Here is a 19,317-nt window from a genome sequence, read left to right on the forward strand (position 1 = left end):
CTGTCATGACGCGTTCCAGCGCCAGCCTCGCCGCGGAGGTGTTCCCCAACGTCACCGTCACCAAGGAACTGGGCGAACACGAGACCATGCTGTCGATCGACAAGGCCCGGCGCCTGTTGGGCTACGAGCCTGAACACACGTGGCGGACCTACCACTCCAACAGGACCACGCCCACGGAAGACTGAATCGCGGAAGACTGAACCCGAAAACAGGCCGCTTTGGAGGGTGGTCCCTCAAGAATTCCGCAGGCACCGAAGGGTTGGCGCAGGATCGGCTCAATTCGCCGCATCGGTGCGTGGCGGGCTCCTAATCTGGTGATAGGCGGGGATTTGTTGCCGCCAGCATCAGTCCAGACCGCCACGCTAGGACCCCACCATGCGCACCTTCCGTTTTGTGCTGCCCGCTGCCGCCATGCTGATTTCTGCCGTGGCACTGACCGCCTCGGGCCTGCCCGCCGGGGCCGTTGAGCCGGCCCTTGCCCCCGCCGGCACCGACGCAAACGTCCGCTACCTGGTCCGCTACGCCGCCGAAACCGACGTCCCGGCCGAGGCGGCGCGCCTGAAAACGCAGGGCATCGGCGTCGGGCGTTCCTTTACGCACGCCCTGCGAGGCGCTGTGGTTACGGCGACGCCGGCGCAAGCCGCGGCATTGTCCCGCTCGGCAGGCGTCGCCTCGGTGGAGGTGGACGCCCCCATCACACTCTCCGCAACGCAGCAGCCCGCGCCATGGGGGTTGGACCGCGTGGACCAGCGGCCCCTGCCCCTCTCGGGTTCCTACACGTGGACCGCCGCCGGCGCCGGAGTCAGCGCTTACGTGGTGGATACCGGCGTGCTCGCCTCGCACACAGAGTTTGCTGGCCGCGTGGCAGCAGGCTGGACAGCAGTGGCCGATGGCCGCGGAGCCGGCGACTGCAACGGCCACGGCACCCATGTGGCCGGAACGGTGGCCGGAACCACCTACGGCGTGGCAAAGGCGGCGACGATCGTCCCCGTCAGGGTCCTGGACTGCTCCGGCTCCGGTTTCAACTCCGACGTTGTGGCCGGCCTGGACTGGATCGCCGGCAACCACGCCGCCGGAACGCTCGCCGTGGTGAACATGAGCCTGGGCGGGGCGGCCAGCGCGGCTGTGGATTCCGCGCTCCAGGGTGTCATCAACGACGGCGTCACGGCAGTGGTTGCCGCCGGCAACTCCGCCGCGGACGCCTGCGGGAGCTCGCCGGCGCGGCTCCCCGCAGCGGTCACCGTGGCGGCCAGCGATTCCGCCGACCGCCAGGCTTCCTTCTCCAACTTCGGTTCCTGCGTGGATCTGTATGCACCTGGCGTCGGCATTGTCTCCGCGTCGTACACCTCAACAACCGCAACCGCGTCCATGTCCGGCACATCCATGGCAGCGCCCCACACGGCAGGCGCCGCGGCGGTGCTGCTGTCCCAGAACCCGGCACTCACACCGGCCCAGATTGCTTCGGCGCTGACCTCGAACGCCACCGCCGGAGTCATCACGGGCACCGGGACCGGCACGCCGAACCGCCTGCTGTACGCGGCGGCACCCGCACCGGCACCGGCACCCGTGGCGCCCGCCCCCACTGTTACGGCCAAATCACCCGCAGCACAGTCGACGGCGGTACCCGTGGCCAGCAACGTGACGGCCACGTTCAGCAAGGCCGTCCAGGGTGTTGGTGCCGGAACATTTGTGCTCCGGAACGCCGCCGGCACCGCCATCCCGGCAACGGTCAGCTACGACGCGACAACGAAAACGGCCACCCTCGATCCCTCCGCCAACCTGGCCGCGGACGTCACCTTCACGGCGACGCTGGTGGGCGGCGCCACCGCCATCCGCGACACCGCGGGCACGCCCTTGGCCAGCACGAGCTGGACGTTCACCACCGGCCCGGCGCCCACGGTCACAGGGTTCACGCCGGGCAGCAACTCCCTCCTGGTCCGGCGGAACAACAACCTGTCGGTGACCTTCAGTGAGCCGGTCCAGGGTGTCAGCACCGCCACGTTCACGGTGAAGAACGCGGCCACCGGGGCTCTGGTCCCGGCTGCCGTCTTCCGCAACGGCACCACCAATCAGTGGATCCTGGACCCGCAGAACACTCTGGCAGCGAAGACGAAATACATGGTGACCGTAAGCGGCGGCGGGACGTCCATCCGGGACCTAGCAGGCAATCAGTTGGCCACGAAGACGTGGCAGTTCACCACGGGTTCGTTCTAGCTGTCGGTTGTGGAAAGGGAGGCCGACGGCGGCAATTGGGGGGCGCCGTCGGCCCCTGTTGTGTGCCGCGGGGTTGTGTGCTGAGGGGAAGCATCCGGCGACTTGCCATGGTTGTGCTCGGACCAGATATGGCCCACTTCCTCAGCGAACTGTTCCACGATCCTGCTCATGGCGGCATGGGCGGCGCCGGCCTCACCGCGCTGGATGGCGCTGGCCACGTCAACGTGAAGCTGAAGTGCTTCGTGGTGCGGCAGGTCTGGCATCAGGCCGTGTTCCGTCCGGCCGGTGAGGACCTCGGCCACAAGATTCTGGAGCTGGGCAAACATGGCGTTGCCGGAAGCCTTGAGTACGGCGGCATGGAACTCCACGTCCAGCCGGAGGAACTCCTCCTGCTCTCCGCGCTGGCCGGCCGCCCACAGCCGCGCGGCCAGGGAGACCAGGTCGCTCCCGGCATCCCACGACGCCCGCTCGGCCGCGAGCCGGGCAGCCTGTGGTTCGATCGCGCCACGGAGTTCGTTGAGGGCCTGAAGCTGCTCCAGCCGCCGGGACGAGGCCAGCCGCCAGCGGATCACCTGGGGATCGTAAAGGTTCCAGGCCTCTTCGGGCTGTACCACGGTGCCGAACCGCCGACGGGATGCCAGCATGCCTTTGGATGACAGAACCCGGGCGGCTTCCCGGACCACGGACCGGGATACCTTGTGCTGCGCCTCCAGCTCGTCCAGCCGCACCACCGAATTCGGCGCGAGGGACCCCTCGGCAATGGCGAGCCCCAAACTCTGGACCAACGCGGTATGCCGGTCGGTAGGGGACTCCGCCTTTGGGGTTTTCATAGATAAATCATACTGGTTGCCAAAAGGGGTTGTTTAAGTCTGCCTTATTTACCTATGCTCTCTTCCAGAGCAGATGTAAAGATGCATTTGTAGATGGCTGGACAGTGACGTCAGCCTCGAAGCAAGGGAGTCGTCATGAAGCGACGTTCAGTAATGAAGTACGCGGCAGTCGCCGCGGCATTTTCCATGGGGCTGACAGCCTGCGGCGGCGGCAGCGGCAGCAGCGACGCCAAGGAATCCGGCATCGTCCGGGTAACTCTCGCAAATCACGTCTGGACCGAAGGCATCAAGGCCGCCATCCCGGAATTTGAGAAGTCCTCCGGGCTCAAGGTGGAACTGACGCAGCTCGGCGAAGACCAGCTCTCGGACCAGTACAACGTCAAGCTAAACGCAGGCAGCGACGAGATCGACGTGATGATGTACCGCCCGCTCCAGGAAGGCAAGGCGTTCGCGAAGAACGGCTACCTCGCGGACCTGACCAGCAAGGTCTCCTCGGATTCCGGCTGGGACTGGAAGGACTACCAGGAGGGCCCGGTCAAGGCCACCACCGCTGACGGCAAGGTTGTTGGCGTCCCCATCATCACCGAGCGCGAAGTCCTCTACTACCGCAAGGACCTGCTGAAGGCCGCCGGCCTTGAGGTCCCCAAGACCATGGAGGAGCTTGAAGCGGCCGCCAAGGCCATCAAGGAAGCCAACCCGGACACCGCCGGTTTTGTGGCCCGCACCGGCAAGTCCGCCGCCGTCACCCAGTTCTCCAGCTTCCTGTACAGCTTCGGCGGCGACTTCACCGATTCCAGCGGCAAGTCCACCGTCAACTCGGCAGCTGCCAAAGAGGCCTATGCCTTCTACGGCGGCCTGATCAAGAACTACGGTCCCGCTAACGTCAGCACGGACATGAGCTGGCCCGAAGCGATGGCCATCTTCACCCAGGGCAAGGCCGCCTTCTACACCGAGGCGGACTCGCTCTACAAGAACGCCACCGATCCGGCCAAGTCCAAGGTTGCCGAGACTGTCGGGTTCGCCGCACTGCCCGCCGGTCCCGCCGGTTCCAAGCCGTACAACATCCCGTCCTGGGGCCTGGCAGTGAACGAGGCTTCGGGCAACCAGGACAACGCCTGGAAGTTCATCCAGTGGGCCACCAGCAAGGAACGCACCCTGGCCGCACAGAAGGCCGGCGTCCCCGGACCCCGCGCCTCCGTCTGGGCTGACTCAGCCGGAACTTCCACGTACCCGAAGGACCTGGCCGAAGCCATTGCCGCCAGCGCCAAAAACGGTGTGGGCCACGACCGTCCCGAGGTAGTCACCGTTGGCAAGGCCCGCGAAATCGTGGGCGAGCCGATCGTTGCCAGCATCACCGGCGCCGACGCTTCCGCCGCAGCAGACTCGGCCCACGTGGCCTTCCAGAAGTTCCTGGACAGCGAAAAGAAGTAACGCACGCAGTGCACGGGGCCTCAGCCAATGAGGCCCGGTGTACGCAACAGCCCCGGCGGGACGGCAGTGACGCTGCCGTCCCGCCCCGGCCATTCTTCACCCCCCAACTCCTTAGGTGAACCATGTCTGTAATGACTCCTCCCCGCAGCGCAGCCCGGAACGCAGGCCGTGCTCCCGGTGCCCGGGAAAAATTCTCTGACTGGGCCAACCGGCACCGCAAATGGCTCTTCGCAGCCCCGGCGATGGCCTTCGTCGGCGTCCTGATCATCTTCCCGCTGGCCTGGACGCTGTACCTGAGCCTCACCGATTCGCAGGGCTCCGTCCGCGCAGCCACCGAATTCATCGGCCTGGAAAACTACCTGACGGTCCTGTCCGACGTCGAACGCTTCTGGCCCGCTGTGGGCCGCACACTCACCTTCACCGGCATCGCCCTGGTCTGCGAAGTGGCACTCGGCATGGGCATCGCCCTGCTGCTGTGGCGGCCCTTCCGCGGCGAAAAGTGGGTCCGCGTGGCCATCCTGCTGCCGCTCGTGGCAACCCCGGTAGCCGTCGGCATGATGTGGCGGCTGATCTTCGACCCCAACATCGGGTTCGCGAACCAGCTGCTCGCCGCTGTGGGCATCCCCGCCCAGCCCTGGCTCTCCGGCCAGGACACCGCGCTCGGCACCACCATCTTCATGGACGTGTGGCAGTGGACCCCCATGGTGGTCCTGATCCTGCTCGCTGGCCTGACCTCCCTCTCCGAGGAGCCCGACGAGGCGGCACGCATGGACGGAGCCAACGCGTTCCAGCGCTTTTTCTTCATCACGCTGCCCCTGATGATGCCCACGGTGATTGTGGCCATCCTCCTCCGGGGCATCGACGCCCTGAAGACCTTCGACATCCTGTACGCCACCAAGGGCAAGGGAGGCGGGTCCTTCCACGAAGTGGAGACCCTGAACGTCTACGCCTACGGGCTGAGCTTCGACTACAACCAGTACGGGCTGTCCTCCGCGGTGCTGATCCTGTTCTTCATGATCATCATCGGCTCCATGTGGCTGCTGACCATGCGCAAGAAAGCGGTAAGCAAATGACCGTCCTGAACGAAAACACCAAAACCCAAACGTCCGCCGGGCAGCCCCGGCATCCCCGGCCGGTCCGCCGCCCGAAGAAGCCCCTCGGCACCCGCGCCTACAAGGTCTTCCGCGTCGCGGCCCTGATCGCCGTCGTGCTGTTCCTGGTCGCGCCGCTGTTCTGGATGCTGCTGGCCTCACTGAAGACCAACGTTGACATCTACGACACCGCCAAATCGTTCATTTTCAGCCCCACGTTCGAGAACTACGCAAACGTGCTGCAGCGCAACAACTACTTCGTCTTCATCTTCAACAGCTTCTGGGTGGCCTTTGTCTCCACGGCCCTCTCGCTGGTGCTGGGCGTCCCGGCTGCGTACGCCATGAGCCGGTTCACCATGCACCGCTCAGCCCTGGTGGTCCTGATGGCCCGCGTCATCCCGGGTGTTTCCCTGCTGGTGCCCTGGTACTACGTGTTCTCCAACCTGAAAATGGTAGGTGGGTTCGAGGTACTGATCCTCAGCCACATGTTCGTTGCCCTGCCGCTGATCGTGTACATCATGATGAGCTACTTCGATTCGCTCCCGCTGGAGCTGGAGGAATCGGCGCAGGTGGACGGACTGACGCCGATCGGCGCGTTCCAGCGCATCACGCTGCCGCTGTCCGTGGCCGGCATGGCCACCGCCGGCATCCTGTCCTTCATCTTTTCCTGGAACAACTTCATGTTCGCCCTGGTGCTCTCCGGGTCCAAGACCAAGACGCTTCCCGTTGCCATCTTCGACTTTGTCTCCTACGCCAGCATCGACTGGGGCGGGCTGATGGCGGCCGCCACCGTGGTGACCATCCCCATCATGATCATTGCGCTCTTCACGCAGAAGTACATCGTCTCCGGCATGACCGCCGGAGCTACCAAGGGCTAGGTCCGGTATGACACTCATCAGCAGAATTGAAACCTTCCTCGTCGCGCCGCGCTGGCTGTTTGTCCGGATCGAGACGGAGAGCGGGATTGTCGGCTGGGGCGAGGCAACCTGCGAGGGGCGCAGCGAAACGGTCCGCACCGCCGTCGGCCAGCTCTCGGAGCTGCTGATCGGCAACGACGCCCTCCGGATCGAAGACCACTGGCAGGTCATGACCAAGGGTTCCTTCTACCGCGGCGGACCCATCCTGGCCAGTGCCGTCTCCGGGCTGGACCAGGCACTGTGGGACATCGCGGGCAAGCACTTCAACACCCCCGTGCACCAGCTCCTGGGCGGCCACGTCCGCGACAGGATCCGGATGTACGGCTGGGTGGGCGGGGACGAGCCGAACGAGGTGGCGGACCAGATAAGCGCCCAGCTGGAAGTGGGCCTGACCGCCGTCAAGATGAATGCCAGCGGCCGGATGAGCCCCGTCGCCTCGGTGGCCGAGATCGACGGCGTCGTCCGCCGTGTTGCCGCGGCCCGCGAGGTGCTGGGGGACCACCGCGACGTCGCGGTGGACTTCCACGGCCGCTTCAGCCTGGCCAACGCCCGCCGGGTGGCGCCGCTGCTGGAACCGTACCGGCCGTTCTTCCTCGAAGAACCCGTGGTCCCGGAAAACACGCACCTGCTGCGCGAATTCACCTCTTCAACCACGACGCCGGTTTCCACCGGTGAGCGGCTCTACAGCCGGCAGGAATTCCTGCCCGCACTGCAGGCAGGAATCGCCGTGGCCCAGCCTGACCTGTCACACGCCGGCGGGATCACCGAGGTCCGCAAGATCGCCTCGCTCGCCGAAATCTACGACGTCCAGCTGGCACCGCACTGCCCGCTGGGGCCGCTGGCCCTGGCAGCGTGCCTGCAGGTGGGCTTCGCGACGCCCAACTTCCTGATCCAGGAACAGAGCATCGGCATCCACTACAACAAGGGCGCCGAAGTCCTGGACTACGTGGTGGACAAGTCCCCGCTGAAGTTCGTGGACGGCCACATTGAACGGCTGACCGGTCCCGGCCTCGGCATTGAAATCGACGAGGCCGTGGTCCGCGCGGCGGACAAGCGCGGCCACGCCTGGCGCGGGCCGGTCTGGCGCCACTCGGACGGAGCATTTGCAGAATGGTAAACAACATGACTGACAGCACGGACATCACGCCCGAAAGCCTGCTGGCCGGAATCCGGGAGTCGCGGCTCGTGGGAATCGTGCGCGGTACCGACGGCAAGGCCGCGGCGCAGGCCGCCCTCGCCGCGATGGCGGAAGGGTTCAGATTCGTCGAGATCGCACTGACCACGCCGGGGGCGCTGGATGCCATCCGCGAGGTCCGCGCCGCCGCACCGGCCGGCTGCTACGTCGGCGGCGGAACCGTCCTGACCGTGCAAGACGTGGACAACGTCGCCGGGGCCGGCGGCCAGTTTATGGTTACGCCGTCCCTGGCCGCATCCATCCACGAATCGGCGCGGCAGGGAATCCCCGTCCTGGCGGGCGCCCTGACGCCCAGCGAGGCGTACGAAGCGATGAACCGCGGGGCCACCGCCATCAAACTGTTCCCCGCCTCCATCGGCGGCCCCGGCTATCTCAAGGCGCTGCGCGATCCCTTCCCCGGGATCCCGTTTATCGCCGTCGGCGGCGTGGGCCTGGACGAGGCCGCGGGTTACTGGGAAGCCGGCGCGATCGCCGTCGGGCTTGGCGGGCCGCTGTTCGGTGATGTCGGCTCCGGCGGTGACCTCGCGCCGACGCGCGGGCGTGCCCGCGCGTTTGTGGACCTGGCGGACTCCTTTGCCCGCCGAACGGCCGCAGCGGCCGTAGCGACCGCCGCAGCGGGCGTGCGGTGAGCGCCGCCGTCGACCTTCTGACCTTCGGCGAGTCCATGGTGTCGCTGCGGTCCGCCGGTCCGCTGTCCGCCGGCGGAAGCTTGGCCATGCACGTGGCCGGTGCCGAATCGAACGTCGCCGTGGGGGTTGCGCGGCTAGGACACACAGTCACGTGGGCCGGTGCAGTTGGCGCCGATCCGCACGGCGAATTCATCCTGCGGCAGCTCCGCTCCGAGGACATCGGGACGCAGTGCCGGGTGGATCCGTCCCGCAGCACGGGCGTGATGTTCCTCGAACAGCGGACCGCGGACGTCACCCGGGCCTTCTACTACCGCGCCGGTTCGGCTGGTTCCACCGTCAGCCGGGACGACGTGGACAGTGCCCTCGGTGCCAGCCCGCGCGTGCTGCACCTGACCGGCATCACCCCCGCGCTCAGCCCGGAAGCCCGGAAGGCGTTTGAATACGCTGCCGAGCGCGCCGCCGCCGACGGAGTGGTGGTCTCCCTCGACGTCAATTACCGCAGCCGGCTCTGGACCCGGGACGAGGCCCGAACCGTGCTGGGCCCCATCGCGCGGCACGCCGACATCCTGATAGCGTCCGACGACGAACTGGACCTCGTGGCGTCCGCCGCCTTGAGCGGCTCCGATTCCCTGGGGTACGACGACGCCGAAACCGTGCTCGCTGCCTCGTTGCTGGAGCAGGGGGTTGGGGAAGTCGTGGTCAAGCGGGGAGCAGCCGGCGCCGGCGTCCATACCGCCTCCGGACGGTTCGAGGCGCCCGCCGTCACGGTGACAAGCATTGATACCGTGGGCGCGGGGGACGCCTTCACAGCCGGCTACCTCTCTGCCCTGCTCGACGGTGAGGACGTTGCCGGCCGCCTGCAACGCGGCGCCGTTATGGGGGCTTTCGCCGTCAGCACTGCCGGTGACTGGGAGGGCCTGCCCAGCCGGGCCGAGCTCGCCATGCTGGGCGCCACCGCCAGCGGAACCACCCAGCGGTAGCTGCCGGGTCGTGGCTGGGCTTGCCTTCCCCGGGCGCGGAGCAGGCAGGTACTGACAGTGCCTGCCGCCCGGGACCGCGGGCGCTTACCGTAGGGGTATGGGAGACGTGCGCGCGGACATAAAAGAGTTTCTAAGTTCCAGGCGGGCGCGGATTTCGCCCGAGGAAGCCGGGTTGCCTGCGTACGGCGGGAATCGGCGGGTCGCCGGCCTGAGGCGTGAGGAAGTGGCGATGCTGGCCGGTTTGTCAGTGGACTACTACGTGCGCCTGGAGCGCGGCAACCTCGCCGGGGCGTCCGAAAGCGTGCTGGATGCCCTCGCACGCACGCTGAAGCTGGACGAAGCCGAGCGGGAGCATCTTTTTGACCTCGCCCGCGCCGCCGGGCCGGCTCGCAGGAGGCGCAGCAAGCCGTCCGGTACTGTCCGCCCTGAAGTGCAGCAGGTCCTCGATGCAATGGCTGACGCGCCGGCGTGGGTCCGCAACGGCCGCCACGACATCCTGGCAGCAAACCGGATGGGGCGGGCCCTTTACTCACCTGTTTTCAAAAGCGCGCACCGCCCCGTGAACACCACCCGGTTTACGTACCTTGACCCGGCAGCCCGGGAGTTCTGGCGAGATTACGATCAGATCGCCAACGATGCCGCAGCGATGCTGCGGCTTGAAGCAGGCCGGCATCCGCACGACCCCGAACTCATCCGGCTGGTCGGCGAGCTGTCCACGCAGAGCGAGCTGTTCAGGGACCGGTGGGCTTCCCGGGATGTCGTCTTCCACCGCAGCGGGCTTAAGCGGCTGCACCACCCGGTGGTGGGTGACCTGGATTTGAACTACCAGTCCATGGAGCTGCCCAGCGAGCCGGGCCTGGTGCTGAACGTGTACACCGCGCCCGCCGGTTCCCCGACGGCTGACGCCTTGCAGCTCTTGGCCTCCTGGGCTGCCACGCACGATGACGAGTTCGCCGAACCATCACCAACTGCCAAGCACCCGCAGTAACGCCGCGCTGCGGCCCTAGTGCGGGTGCCTGTCGTCTTCTACTTCGTCGAGGGGTATTCGTCGGCCGTGAGCTTGGCGCCCCAGACCGTTTCGGCCTCGTCGCTGTCCACTGGTGCTTCCCACAGGGCGAGGTGGCACATGAAGTTGCCTTCCGTCGCACCGTGCCAGTGCCACTCACCCGCGGGCGTGTAGACCGTATCGCCGGGCTGCAGCTCGATCAGCTCTTCCCCACGCGATTGCACATACCCGATGCCTTCCGTGACGTGCAGGGTCTGCCCGACGGCGTGCTTGTGCCAGGCGGTGTGCGCGCCAGGAGTGAAGCGAACCAGATTCAGCCGGGCACGGGACGGTTGCTGGCCGGAGTAGTACGCGTTGAAGTAGACGTCGCCGGTAAACCAGTCATCGGGTCCCTTGACGGTGGGCGTTTTCGGTTGCTTCTGCGTGCTCATGGTTGTTCTCCTCCGATGTCCGTGCTGAGGCTGACGTCCCGCCATTGGTCCAGTTCCGTGCGCTGTGCCTGGGCGACGGCGCCGAATAAGTCAAAAGCGTCGCTGCCGAGCACCAGCAGGGACTGCGGGTTCGGGCTCGCGGCGACCGCCAGGATGGCTTCCGCCGCCTTGGCGGGGTCGCCCGGCTGGGTGCCGTGGACCGTGTCGTTCTCCTTGCGCCGCTTCCCGGCCGTCTCCGCGTAGTCCTTGATCGGCGTGGCCGACTGGGTCAGCGAGCGGCCCGCGAAGTCGGTGCGGAACGCGCCGGGCTCGATGACGGTGACGTTGATTCCGAGTGGCTTCAGTTCCTTGTGGAGGGAGCCGGACAGGCCCTCCAGGGCTGCCTTGCTGGCGGAGTAGTATCCGGATCCGGCCGGTGAGATGCGCGCCCCGATGGAGGAGATGTTCAGGATGGACCCGGCCCTGTTGGCGCGCATGCCGGGGAGTACTGCTTTGATCATGCTGACGGCGCCGAAAAAGTTGGTGTCGAACAATTGCCGGATCTCGGCGTCGTCGGCCTCTTCAACCGCGGCACGGTAACCGTAGCCGGCGTTGTGGCCGTTCGCAAGCACGGTTTGGGCGAGCGCGCGGCCGAGTCCGGTCGAGCAGCCTGTGATGAGCCAGGTAGCCATGGTTGTTTCCTTTCGAGGGTGGCGCTACGGACAAACCAGGACCTTCAGGGCCTCGCGGGAATCCATGGCGCGGTAGCCGTCGGGGACCTCGTTCAGGTTGATGGTCCGGTCGAACACCTTGCCCGGGTTGACGGTGCCGTCAAGGACGCCGGGCAGGAGCGTCTCGATGTAGGCGCGGACCGGGGCAGGGCCGCCGGTGAGCGTGATGTTCGGGCCGAACATCGAGCCGAAGCCGATCGGAGCGTCCTCGTACTGGGGCACGCCCACCCGGCTGATGACGCCGCCAGGGCGGATGACGCCGAGGGCCTGGTCGTACGCCGGGCGGTGCCCCACGCACTCAAGTACGGTGTGCGTTCCGTCGCCGCCGCTGAGCTCGCGCACCTTCTCGATGCCGGCCTCACCGCGTTCGGCGACGACGTCGGTGGCGCCGTATTCGATGCCCAGGTCGGTGCGGGCCTTGTGCCGGCCCATCAGGATGATCTGCTCGGCACCGAGCTGCTTGGCGGACAGCACCGCCATCAGCCCGACGGCGCCGTCACCGATGACCGTGACAGTGGTCCGGGCGTTGACGCCTGCCTTGATGGCGGCGTGGTAGCCGGTGCCGTAGACGTCGGAGAGGGTCAGCAGCGACGGCAGCAGCTCGCTGTCCTCACCCACAGGGGCATTGACCAGGGTGCCGTCGGCGAACGGGACACGGATGGCCTCGGCCTGGGCGCCGCCGATTCCGTTCGAGGCCCAGAACCCGCCGTGGCGGCAGGAGGTCTGCAGGCCTTCACGGCAGAAGACGCAGGTACCGTCGGACCAGGCGAACGGGGCGATGACGAAGTCCCCCTTCTTCAGGGTGGACACGTCCTTGCCTGTTTCCTCCACGACGCCGATGAACTCGTGGCCCATGGGGCTGCCCTGCCTGGACGAGGGCATGCCGTGGTAGGGGTGCAGGTCGGAGCCGCAGATACAGGAATTGACGATCCGCACGATCGCGTCGGTCGAATTCTGGATGACGGGATCGGGCACGTTCTCCACGCGCACGTCGCCGGCGCCATACATGATGGTTGCTCGCATTTTCGTTTCCTCATCACTTCGTCAGGGGCAGGAGCCCGGGTGTTCCTCCACTAGCCAACCGCACATTCCGCATGTGTGGGAGTGGCTGTTGATACAGGTACCGGCAGTGCCTCCCCCCTCAGAGGTGCAGCTCAAACTCCGTGTGCCCGTGCCGGATCCCGTTGATTTGCAGCTCAAGGGCGTGGACCCCCGGGTGGTGCACCCGGGTGGTCATCTGACGGAAGGCATGACGCTTCGAGAGGGTACGGGTCTCACCCGCGGCGAGGGTGAGCGCCGCGATCTTGAAGACCTTGGCCGATTGCGTGCCGTTGGCTTTGACGTAATGGACCACGTAGTCAACCGCCAGCCGGGCATCGCCGTTTCCGGTGTTGGCGATCTCGAAGTCGAAAGCAAGTTCACCCGGCAGGGCCACGTAGTTCCGGTCCAGCCGCGGCCCCGTGACAGCGAGCGACGCCGGCACGAACCCCTGCAGGGCCAGCGCTCCCGGGTGCGCATTCTTGATCAGGGTCCGCAGGCCGTGCCTGACCACCCATGCGGTGTTGGCGTCCGGCGCGGACAGCCAGCGCGCCGCCGTCGCCACCACTACCTTTGGTGCGTGCCGCGCCAGGTCGTTGAGGTGGTTGGCTACCGAGCGCCGCACGTACTCCGAAGGATCCCGGTACAGGGCGTCCAGAACCGGGAGGGACGCCTCCGGGTGAAGCACGACGGCGGGTACCCGCACCGCCCAGGGGAGGTACGGCCGCGTCCCCTCGCTGGCCAGCCGCCGGACATGCTCGTCCGGATGCCCGGTCCAGCCCTGGATGATCTCGAGGGAACGCTCCAGGTCCGCGGCCAGCAGCCGGCGAATGGCGAACTCGCCCGTGAGCCTCGGGGTCAGTTCGGCCAGAAGGGCCAGGCAGTCGTCAAAGTAGGGTGAAGTGCCTGATTCGAGGGCAAGCGTGACGGCCGTTTCGGATACCGGCCAGAGGATCCAGCCCGTGAAACCGGCGCCGGAAAGGGCGCTCCGGAAGATGCGTGCCGCCGTCGGGTATCCCGGATCCGGAAGCTGCCGCACATCCGCCAGCAACGCACTGCTCACCGCATCCGTCCGGCTGCGCAGGCTCAACTCGTCCAAGTGTGCGGCGGCAGCAGCCACTTGCGGCCAGCCCGATCCCGGAGCGGCCGCAGCCAGGATCCCGGCCAGTGTTTCCACGCCCTGCCGGTTGATCAGCTCATTCATCGCGCCCATTGAGACAGGCTACCCCCGCGGGCTGACATGCCCGCCGCAGGGCCAACGACGGGCAGAGCAGGCCAACGCCGGGCAGAAGGGATAATCTTCACCTTAGGCACTCCTTAACGGCGCACGGACGGACACACAGTGGCAGAGCAGGCAGGCAAGAACAGTCTTTGGCGGACCTTCCATGACAAGTTCGTGGTGGAGGAACGCTTCATGGAACCGGCCGCGCGGAAGGCTTTGTACCGGACGGCGGTGGTGCTCATCAGCGTGGGGGCCCTGCTGTTCGTCGCGACGCTGGTGGGCGTCCTGCAGAGCGGTACCGGCCCCTGGGGTCCCGACGAATCCATCCGCGACTGGCTGCTCTCGCTCCGGTCCGAGACCCTCACTGCCGTGATGATCTTCCTCGCGGTGGTCTTCGGCCCGGTCGCCCTGCCCATCATCGTGCTGGTGGTGACGGTGGTCTGGGGGTTCGCGGCCAAGCACGCCTGGCGGCCCATTATGCTCGCCGCCGCCATGCTCACCGGCGTCGTGATATCGCAGATCATCCTGGCGATCGTCCAGCGCTCGCGGCCCCCTGTGGAACTGATGCTGTTCGGCGCCGACCACACCTTCTCGTTCCCGTCCGGCCACGTCCTGGGTGCCTGCGACTTCCTGCTAGTGACCGCCTTCCTGGTCTTCTCGCGACGGGAAAACCCGACGTCGGCCGTCTTCGGCTTCGTTGGTGCGGGCATCGGCATAGTTCTCGCCGCGGTGAGCCGCCTGTACCTTGGCTACCACTGGCTCAGCGACGCGCTGGCCTCGATGACGCTCTCGCTTCTGATCCTCGGTGCCGTCATCGCCCTGGATACGTGGCGGACCGCCAGGATCCCCGGCGAACGGATCACGGGCGAACTCTCCAAAGCGGACGCGCCGGGCGACTAGCCGCGATGGCAGCCGAGGACGACGTGCGGAGGATGTGCCTGGCGCTGCCCGGTGTCACCGAACGCAGCAGCTGGGACCGGCCCGCCTGGTTCGCGAAGACGCTGATGGCACGCATGTGGGAGGACGGCGTGCTGACGGTGAAGACCACCGAGCGGGAGGCGCTGGCCGGCATGGAGCCTGCTACATATTTCTGGACCCCGCACCATGAGCGGTCGCCACAGCTGGTGCTGGTCCGGCTGGACCAAATCGGCGCCGAGGAACTCGGAGAACTGCTCGAGGAGTCCTACCGGCTGGCGGGCGGCCGCGGATCCTGACTGGCCAGGGGACCCTGGCCGCTACGTGTCCGGGCGTGACCTGGCCCGTCTGAGGGCGCGGCGCAGTTCGGCATTCGCTGCCTCGAGCTCCAGGACTTTGGCTATGCCGGCAAGATTGAGCCCCTGGTCCAGGAGTTCCCCGATGTGCAGGAGCAGGCCGATGTCGGCGTTGCTGTATTGACGCGTGCCGCCGGCCGTACGCTCCGGGAGGATCAGCCCTTTCGTCTCGTAGAGCCTGATGTTCTGCTGCCCGGTCCCTGCCAGCTTTGCTGCTACAGAGATGGCATACAGTGCCTGACCGGCCCGAGGACCCGGTTTCTGTTCTGGCGTTCTACTGACCGCGTCCACCCCAAAATACCTTCCCCGTGATGTTGCATCAGTCTCGCACGAGTGCTATAAAAAATCTATATCCACCAATACAGATAACCGATGGTGGGTAGATGAACTGGATTCAACTTCTAGGAACTGAAGGAGTGGGAAATGATGTTGATGCGTACGGACCCGTTCCGTGAGCTGGACCGGCTCGCCCAGCAGGTCTTCGGAACCGCCGCCCGGCCGGCGGCAATGCCCATGGACGCCTGGCAGGAAGACGGCGAGTTCGTGGTGGCGTTCGACCTCCCGGGCGTCAAGGTGGATTCCGTGGACCTGAACGTGGAGCGCAACGTACTGACCGTCCGCGCGGAGCGCCAGGACCCCACCCAGCCCAATGTTGAGCTGGTGGCCTCAGAGCGACCGCGCGGTGTCTTCAGTCGTCAGCTCATCCTGGGCGACACGCTCAATGCGGACACCATCAAGGCCAGCTACGACCAGGGCGTGCTGACCCTGCGGATCCCGGTGTTGGAGCAGGCCAAGCCGCGCAGGATCGAGATCGAAACCAAACAGGGTTCCCTGCACGAGATCGGTAAGTAGGTCCGGGCCCAGGGGCGCCGGCTACGTCCGGCGCCCCTGGGCCTTCCCGGTCAGAATTCCCGACAAGGACCGCCATGACCAGCCAGCCGGACTACTACGATGAGCTGCGCGTGAAGCCTGCTGCCAGCCAGCAGGAGATCTCCCGTGCCTACCGGGTGCTGATGCGCACCCATCATCCGGATCTCGACGGCGGCGCAACGGTTGACCGCGACGTGCAGGATGGAGAGCTGCTGCGGATCATGCAGGCGTTCGCTGTCCTCCGTGACGCGGCGCGGCGCGCAACCTACGACAGGAGCCGCAACGGACCAAGCGCGCCGGGTGGCACCCCGACAGTCATCCCCGTCCGGAAGGTCAGCAACCGGTACGTCCCGGCCGGCAACACCATCAGGATCACCACGGTGCGCTGGGAAAGCGGACCGTGGAAGTAAACCCGTAAGACGACAGCCATCACCGCGAGGAGGCGGACAAAACAATGAGCGACTGGCGCCGCTACGACTCCCACCTGATTCCTGCCTTCCACGAACGCTTCGAACAGCGCTGGGGCGAGGGTACTGCACCGTTCCTGGACCCCGAAGCCCACGAAGAGCCGCTTCCCCGCGCACAGTGGATCAATCCTGCCACTGGCGCGGCCTTGGCAGTGGTCCCCGTATGGACCGCCGAAGACGAGCAGCAGCGGTCCTTCGGGGTGTTCTATCTTCCGCCCGCCGGCGACGTCTGGGTGCTGCGGCCCGGTTACACCGGTTATCTCGAGCCGGCAGACGGCGACGCGGAGCAACTCGTCACACTCCGGAACGATGCCTTCCGGAAGGCCGTGGCGCACGCCAAGGAGTTCCTCTTCGGCTCACAATGAGCCGGCCGCGTCCGTGCCGCTGCCCAGCAGGCTGCGGGTGAGGGTTTCGGCGTCGGCCATCAGGTCGTCCACGGCGGCCGCCAGGTGCGAATCGGACACCGGGGTGTTATCCAGCGCCGCAGCCACCACCGCCCGCCGGACCGGTTCCCGCGCGAAGGAGGCGGTGGTTCCCGCCGTCCGTTCCGCGGCGGCATCCAGTGCCGCCGGGCTGAACGCCACCAGGCGGCCGTAGAGTTCCAGCAGCCGGACTCGCTCGGCATGGGCCGGCAGCGGGATCTCCACCGCGAGGTCCACCCGGCCCGGGCGCTGCGCCAGCGCCCGCTCCAGCATGTCGGGCCGGTTGGTGGTGAGGACAAACGCGACGTCGGCGTCGTTGTCCAGGCCGTCCATGGCGTCCAGCACCTCAAAAAGCAGCGGCTGCGGCCCGTGCCCGAAACTCCGGTCCTCGGCAATAAGATCGCAATCCTCCAGCACGACGATCGAGGGCTGCAGCGCCCGGGCCATGCGGGCCGCCTCGGAGATCCTGGCGAGCGATCCGCCCGAGAGGAGGATCGCCGTCGAGCCTTCACTCTGGCTCAGCAGGTGGCGCACGGTGTGCGTCTTGCCGGTCCCCGGGCGGCCGCACAGCAGGATGCCCCGTTTGAGATGCTGGCCGTGCTGTTTGAGGGACGCCCGGTGCGTGGCGATGCCCACGGTGTGGTCCGCGACCTTCTGCAGCAGGCCGTCGGGCATGATGACGTCCGACGCCGGGAGGCTGGGACGGTGGTGGAACGTCACCCCCGCGGTGCTCGGCCAGGAATCCGTTGGCTGTTTCAGGCCCCACGGCAAGGTTCACCACGGAGAGGCCTTCAGCCGACTCACCCAGGTGCTCCGTCAGCGCCTCAAGCAGCCGCTTGCCCGCCTGCTGCCGGTGGTTTCCGGCCTGCGTCAGCTGGACCAGCTCGGAAAAATCGTCGATGAACTTCCCCAGTTTTTCATCATGCTCAGATCTAGCAGCGACGCTCGTCAGCAGCCCTGCCGTGTGCCATTCTGGGACGTACCCGTTCCACGCTTTCTCGGTCATGAAGGACTGAATCCATGCACATTTCCGCCAAGGACCTGGCCGCCCTCATCCCTGCGGACTTCACGCTGGGCGTGGCCACGGCGGCCTTCCAGATCGAGGGCGCCCTTACTGAAGACGGCAGGGGCACGGCGGGCTGGGACGTGTTTTCGGCCAAGGAAGGTGCCATCGTGGACGGGCACAGCCCGGCCGTAGCCTGCGACCACTACCACCGCATGCCCGGCGATGTTGCCCTTATGAAGCAGCTGGGTGTCGACTCGTACCGGTTCTCACTGTCCTGGCCCCGGATCCAGCCCAACGGCAGCGGCCCGGTGAACCCTGCCGGGCTGGCGTTCTATGACCGGCTTCTGGACGAACTCCTGGCCAACGGGATTTCGCCCATGGTCACCCTCTATCACTGGGACACTCCGCTGGCACTGGACGACGCCGGCGGCTGGATGAATCGCGATACCGCCTACCGCCTGGGGGAGTTCGCCGCGATTGCCGCTGCTGCGTACGGCGACCGCGTTGCCCGCTGGGTCACCATCAACGAGCCCGCCACGGTCAGCACCAACGGCTACACCATGGGCCTGCACTCACCGGGCGAAGCACTTATGGTCAACGCGTTGCCTACCGTGCACCACCAGCTTCTGGGCCACGGGCTCGCGATGCAGGCATTGCGGGCGGCGGGGGTCCCAGGCGAGATCGGGATGACCAACGTGTACTCGCCCATGGTCCCGAACTCCATCAACCCCCTGGACTGGATGAGTGCGGGCCTGATGGACATCGCCCAGAACCGGATGTACGCGGACCCCGTCCTCACTGGCCAATATCCGGATATCATCCGCGCCGCGAAGTTCTTCGGCTCATTCGACCATCCGGACGAGGACATGGAGATCATCTCCCAGCCGCTGGATTTCTACGGCCTGAACTACTACATGCCCACGAAGGTGGCTTTCGGTCCTGGTGAAGGGGCTGTGCCGGCGAGCATGGCGGAGGCCATGGGCAGTGACTTGAGTGCGGCAGGCAACGGCTCCACGCCGTTCCACGTCGAGGCCTGGCCCGAAGCGGACATCACCTCCTACGGCTGGCCGGTGAAGCCCGAGTACATGGGGGTGGCGTTGAAAGAGATGGCAGAGCGGTACCCGCATCTGCCGCCGGTGATCATCACCGAGGGCGGGGCGAGTTTCGAGGACATCATCGTCCGTGACAAGTCCACCAACACCACCTTCATCCCGGACGAGCGGCGGCTGAAATACCTGTCGGACCACATCGAGTCAGCGCTGAAGGCCACGGCCCCGGGCGGTGACGCAGAGGGCATCGACCTGCGGGGCTACTACGTGTGGTCGCTCCTGGACAATTTCGAATGGTCGGCAGGCTACAACCAGCCGTTCGGCCTGCTGCATGTTGATTTCGAGACCCTGGAGCGCACGCCGAAGGCGTCCTACTTCTGGCTTCAGGAGCTCATCGAGGAGCGGAACCTTGCCGCGACGGCGGGTGCCGCCGTCGCGCAGGCCGCCAGTGAGGAACCGGACACTGCCGCTGATCCCGAAACGGCGGTATCTCCCGACGACGGCGTGACCACCTCAGGTGCCACCGCCTAGTGTCCTG

21 protein-coding genes and 1 pseudogene are annotated in these 19,317 nt (G+C 66.6%); 15 read left to right on the forward strand and 7 right to left on the reverse strand.

The genetic code is table 11. The features are described from left to right. Both ACX80M_RS05625 and ACX80M_RS05630 read left to right on the forward strand, forming a co-directional pair. A pseudogene (locus ACX80M_RS05625) lies at positions 1–185 on the forward strand (NAD(P)-dependent oxidoreductase); the annotation flags it as partial. A 190-nt stretch (positions 186–375) separates the two neighbouring features. Beyond that, positions 376–2,214, forward strand: coding sequence for a S8 family serine peptidase (locus ACX80M_RS05630; RefSeq protein WP_459309227.1), 1,839 nt, complete (start codon positions 376–378; stop codon positions 2,212–2,214). Here ACX80M_RS05630 and ACX80M_RS05635 read toward each other — a convergent pair. Then, positions 2,211–3,044, reverse strand: a complete 834-nt coding sequence (locus ACX80M_RS05635; protein WP_252600278.1) for a FadR/GntR family transcriptional regulator — start codon at positions 3,042–3,044, stop codon at positions 2,211–2,213. The genes ACX80M_RS05630 and ACX80M_RS05635 overlap by 4 nt on opposite strands. 135 nt (positions 3,045–3,179) lie before the next feature. On the opposite strand from ACX80M_RS05635, the gene ACX80M_RS05640 reads away from it, so the two are divergent. The 7 genes from ACX80M_RS05640 to ACX80M_RS05670 all read left to right on the forward strand — a co-directional run bounded on the left by ACX80M_RS05640 (position 3,180) and on the right by ACX80M_RS05670 (position 10,275). Then, on the forward strand, positions 3,180–4,475 hold the full coding sequence (locus tag ACX80M_RS05640; protein ID WP_252600279.1) for an ABC transporter substrate-binding protein: 1,296 nt from the start codon (positions 3,180–3,182) through the stop codon (positions 4,473–4,475). A gap of 131 nt (positions 4,476–4,606) precedes the next feature. Beyond that, entirely contained in the window at positions 4,607–5,548 is a 942-nt protein-coding gene (locus ACX80M_RS05645; RefSeq protein ID WP_141141625.1) for a carbohydrate ABC transporter permease, read from the forward strand. Next, a complete protein-coding gene (locus tag ACX80M_RS05650; protein WP_252609742.1) occupies positions 5,545–6,444 on the forward strand; it encodes a carbohydrate ABC transporter permease in 900 nt (299 codons plus the stop codon). The genes ACX80M_RS05645 and ACX80M_RS05650 overlap by 4 nt, the downstream gene beginning before the upstream one ends. A 7-nt stretch (positions 6,445–6,451) precedes the next feature. After that, positions 6,452–7,600 carry a galactonate dehydratase gene (gene dgoD / locus ACX80M_RS05655; protein WP_058931277.1) on the forward strand — a complete coding sequence of 383 codons (1,149 nt, stop codon included), beginning with the start codon at positions 6,452–6,454 and terminating at the stop codon, positions 7,598–7,600. 5 nt (positions 7,601–7,605) lie between these two features. Further along, positions 7,606–8,307 carry a bifunctional 4-hydroxy-2-oxoglutarate aldolase/2-dehydro-3-deoxy-phosphogluconate aldolase gene (locus tag ACX80M_RS05660; RefSeq protein ID WP_252609745.1) on the forward strand — a complete coding sequence of 234 codons (702 nt, stop codon included), beginning with the start codon at positions 7,606–7,608 and terminating at the stop codon, positions 8,305–8,307. Then, the gene (locus ACX80M_RS05665; RefSeq protein WP_252609746.1) at positions 8,304–9,287 is read left to right on the forward strand and encodes a sugar kinase; all 984 of its coding nucleotides are present in this window, start codon (positions 8,304–8,306) and stop codon (positions 9,285–9,287) included. Before ACX80M_RS05660 ends, ACX80M_RS05665 begins: the two co-directional genes overlap by 4 nt. A gap of 97 nt (positions 9,288–9,384) precedes the next feature. Next, positions 9,385–10,275 carry a helix-turn-helix transcriptional regulator gene (locus tag ACX80M_RS05670; protein ID WP_252600283.1) on the forward strand — a complete coding sequence of 297 codons (891 nt, stop codon included), beginning with the start codon at positions 9,385–9,387 and terminating at the stop codon, positions 10,273–10,275. A gap of 38 nt (positions 10,276–10,313) precedes the next feature. Here the strand turns inward: ACX80M_RS05670 and ACX80M_RS05675 are convergent, their stop codons facing one another. The 4 genes from ACX80M_RS05675 to ACX80M_RS05690 form a co-directional block, all read right to left on the reverse strand. Next, complete coding sequence (locus ACX80M_RS05675) at positions 10,314–10,724, reverse strand: (R)-mandelonitrile lyase (RefSeq protein ID WP_252600284.1); 411 nt, start codon at positions 10,722–10,724, stop codon at positions 10,314–10,316. Then, on the reverse strand, positions 10,721–11,395 hold the full coding sequence (locus ACX80M_RS05680) for an SDR family NAD(P)-dependent oxidoreductase (RefSeq protein WP_459309228.1): 675 nt from the start codon (positions 11,393–11,395) through the stop codon (positions 10,721–10,723). The genes ACX80M_RS05675 and ACX80M_RS05680 overlap by 4 nt, the downstream gene beginning before the upstream one ends. Before the next feature lie 24 nt (positions 11,396–11,419). Continuing rightward, positions 11,420–12,457, reverse strand: a complete 1,038-nt coding sequence (locus ACX80M_RS05685; protein WP_252614125.1) for a zinc-dependent alcohol dehydrogenase family protein — start codon at positions 12,455–12,457, stop codon at positions 11,420–11,422. A 118-nt stretch (positions 12,458–12,575) separates the two neighbouring features. After that, complete coding sequence (locus ACX80M_RS05690) at positions 12,576–13,685, reverse strand: DNA alkylation repair protein (RefSeq protein ID WP_252614124.1); 1,110 nt, start codon at positions 13,683–13,685, stop codon at positions 12,576–12,578. Positions 13,686–13,814: 129 nt separating this feature from the next. Between ACX80M_RS05690 and ACX80M_RS05695 the strand changes: the two genes are divergently transcribed. After that, positions 13,815–14,594, forward strand: coding sequence for a phosphatase PAP2 family protein (locus ACX80M_RS05695; RefSeq protein WP_374209915.1), 780 nt, complete (start codon positions 13,815–13,817; stop codon positions 14,592–14,594). Positions 14,595–14,599: 5 nt separating this feature from the next. After that, positions 14,600–14,908 carry an MmcQ/YjbR family DNA-binding protein gene (locus tag ACX80M_RS05700; protein ID WP_252600288.1) on the forward strand — a complete coding sequence of 103 codons (309 nt, stop codon included), beginning with the start codon at positions 14,600–14,602 and terminating at the stop codon, positions 14,906–14,908. A gap of 21 nt (positions 14,909–14,929) precedes the next feature. On the opposite strand, the gene ACX80M_RS05705 is transcribed toward ACX80M_RS05700, so the two are convergent. Beyond that, positions 14,930–15,256 (reverse strand): MerR family transcriptional regulator, encoded by a 327-nt coding sequence (locus ACX80M_RS05705; RefSeq protein WP_252600289.1) that lies wholly within the window; start codon positions 15,254–15,256, stop codon positions 14,930–14,932. A 135-nt stretch (positions 15,257–15,391) separates the two neighbouring features. On the opposite strand from ACX80M_RS05705, the gene ACX80M_RS05710 reads away from it, so the two are divergent. The 3 genes from ACX80M_RS05710 (at position 15,392) to ACX80M_RS05720 (ending at position 16,667) form a co-directional block, all read left to right on the forward strand. Then, positions 15,392–15,817 (forward strand): Hsp20/alpha crystallin family protein, encoded by a 426-nt coding sequence (locus ACX80M_RS05710; protein WP_252600353.1) that lies wholly within the window; start codon positions 15,392–15,394, stop codon positions 15,815–15,817. A gap of 74 nt (positions 15,818–15,891) precedes the next feature. After that, entirely contained in the window at positions 15,892–16,245 is a 354-nt protein-coding gene (locus ACX80M_RS05715) for a J domain-containing protein (RefSeq protein WP_252600290.1), read from the forward strand. A 44-nt stretch (positions 16,246–16,289) separates the two neighbouring features. Continuing rightward, positions 16,290–16,667 (forward strand): hypothetical protein, encoded by a 378-nt coding sequence (locus ACX80M_RS05720; RefSeq protein WP_058931288.1) that lies wholly within the window; start codon positions 16,290–16,292, stop codon positions 16,665–16,667. Here the strand turns inward: ACX80M_RS05720 and ACX80M_RS05725 are convergent. Continuing rightward, positions 16,659–17,444: an AAA family ATPase gene (locus ACX80M_RS05725; RefSeq protein ID WP_252614118.1), complete on the reverse strand. Its 786-nt coding sequence runs from the start codon at positions 17,442–17,444 to the stop codon at positions 16,659–16,661. The two genes, ACX80M_RS05720 and ACX80M_RS05725, sit on opposite strands and share 9 nt — an antisense overlap. Before the next feature lie 300 nt (positions 17,445–17,744). Between ACX80M_RS05725 and ACX80M_RS05730 the strand changes: the two genes are divergently transcribed. Further along, positions 17,745–19,310, forward strand: coding sequence for a glycoside hydrolase family 1 protein (locus ACX80M_RS05730; RefSeq protein ID WP_459309229.1), 1,566 nt, complete (start codon positions 17,745–17,747; stop codon positions 19,308–19,310). The last annotated feature ends 7 nt before the right edge of the window (positions 19,311–19,317 follow it).

It is taken from the genome of Pseudarthrobacter sp. MDT1-22 (genome assembly GCF_054511035.1).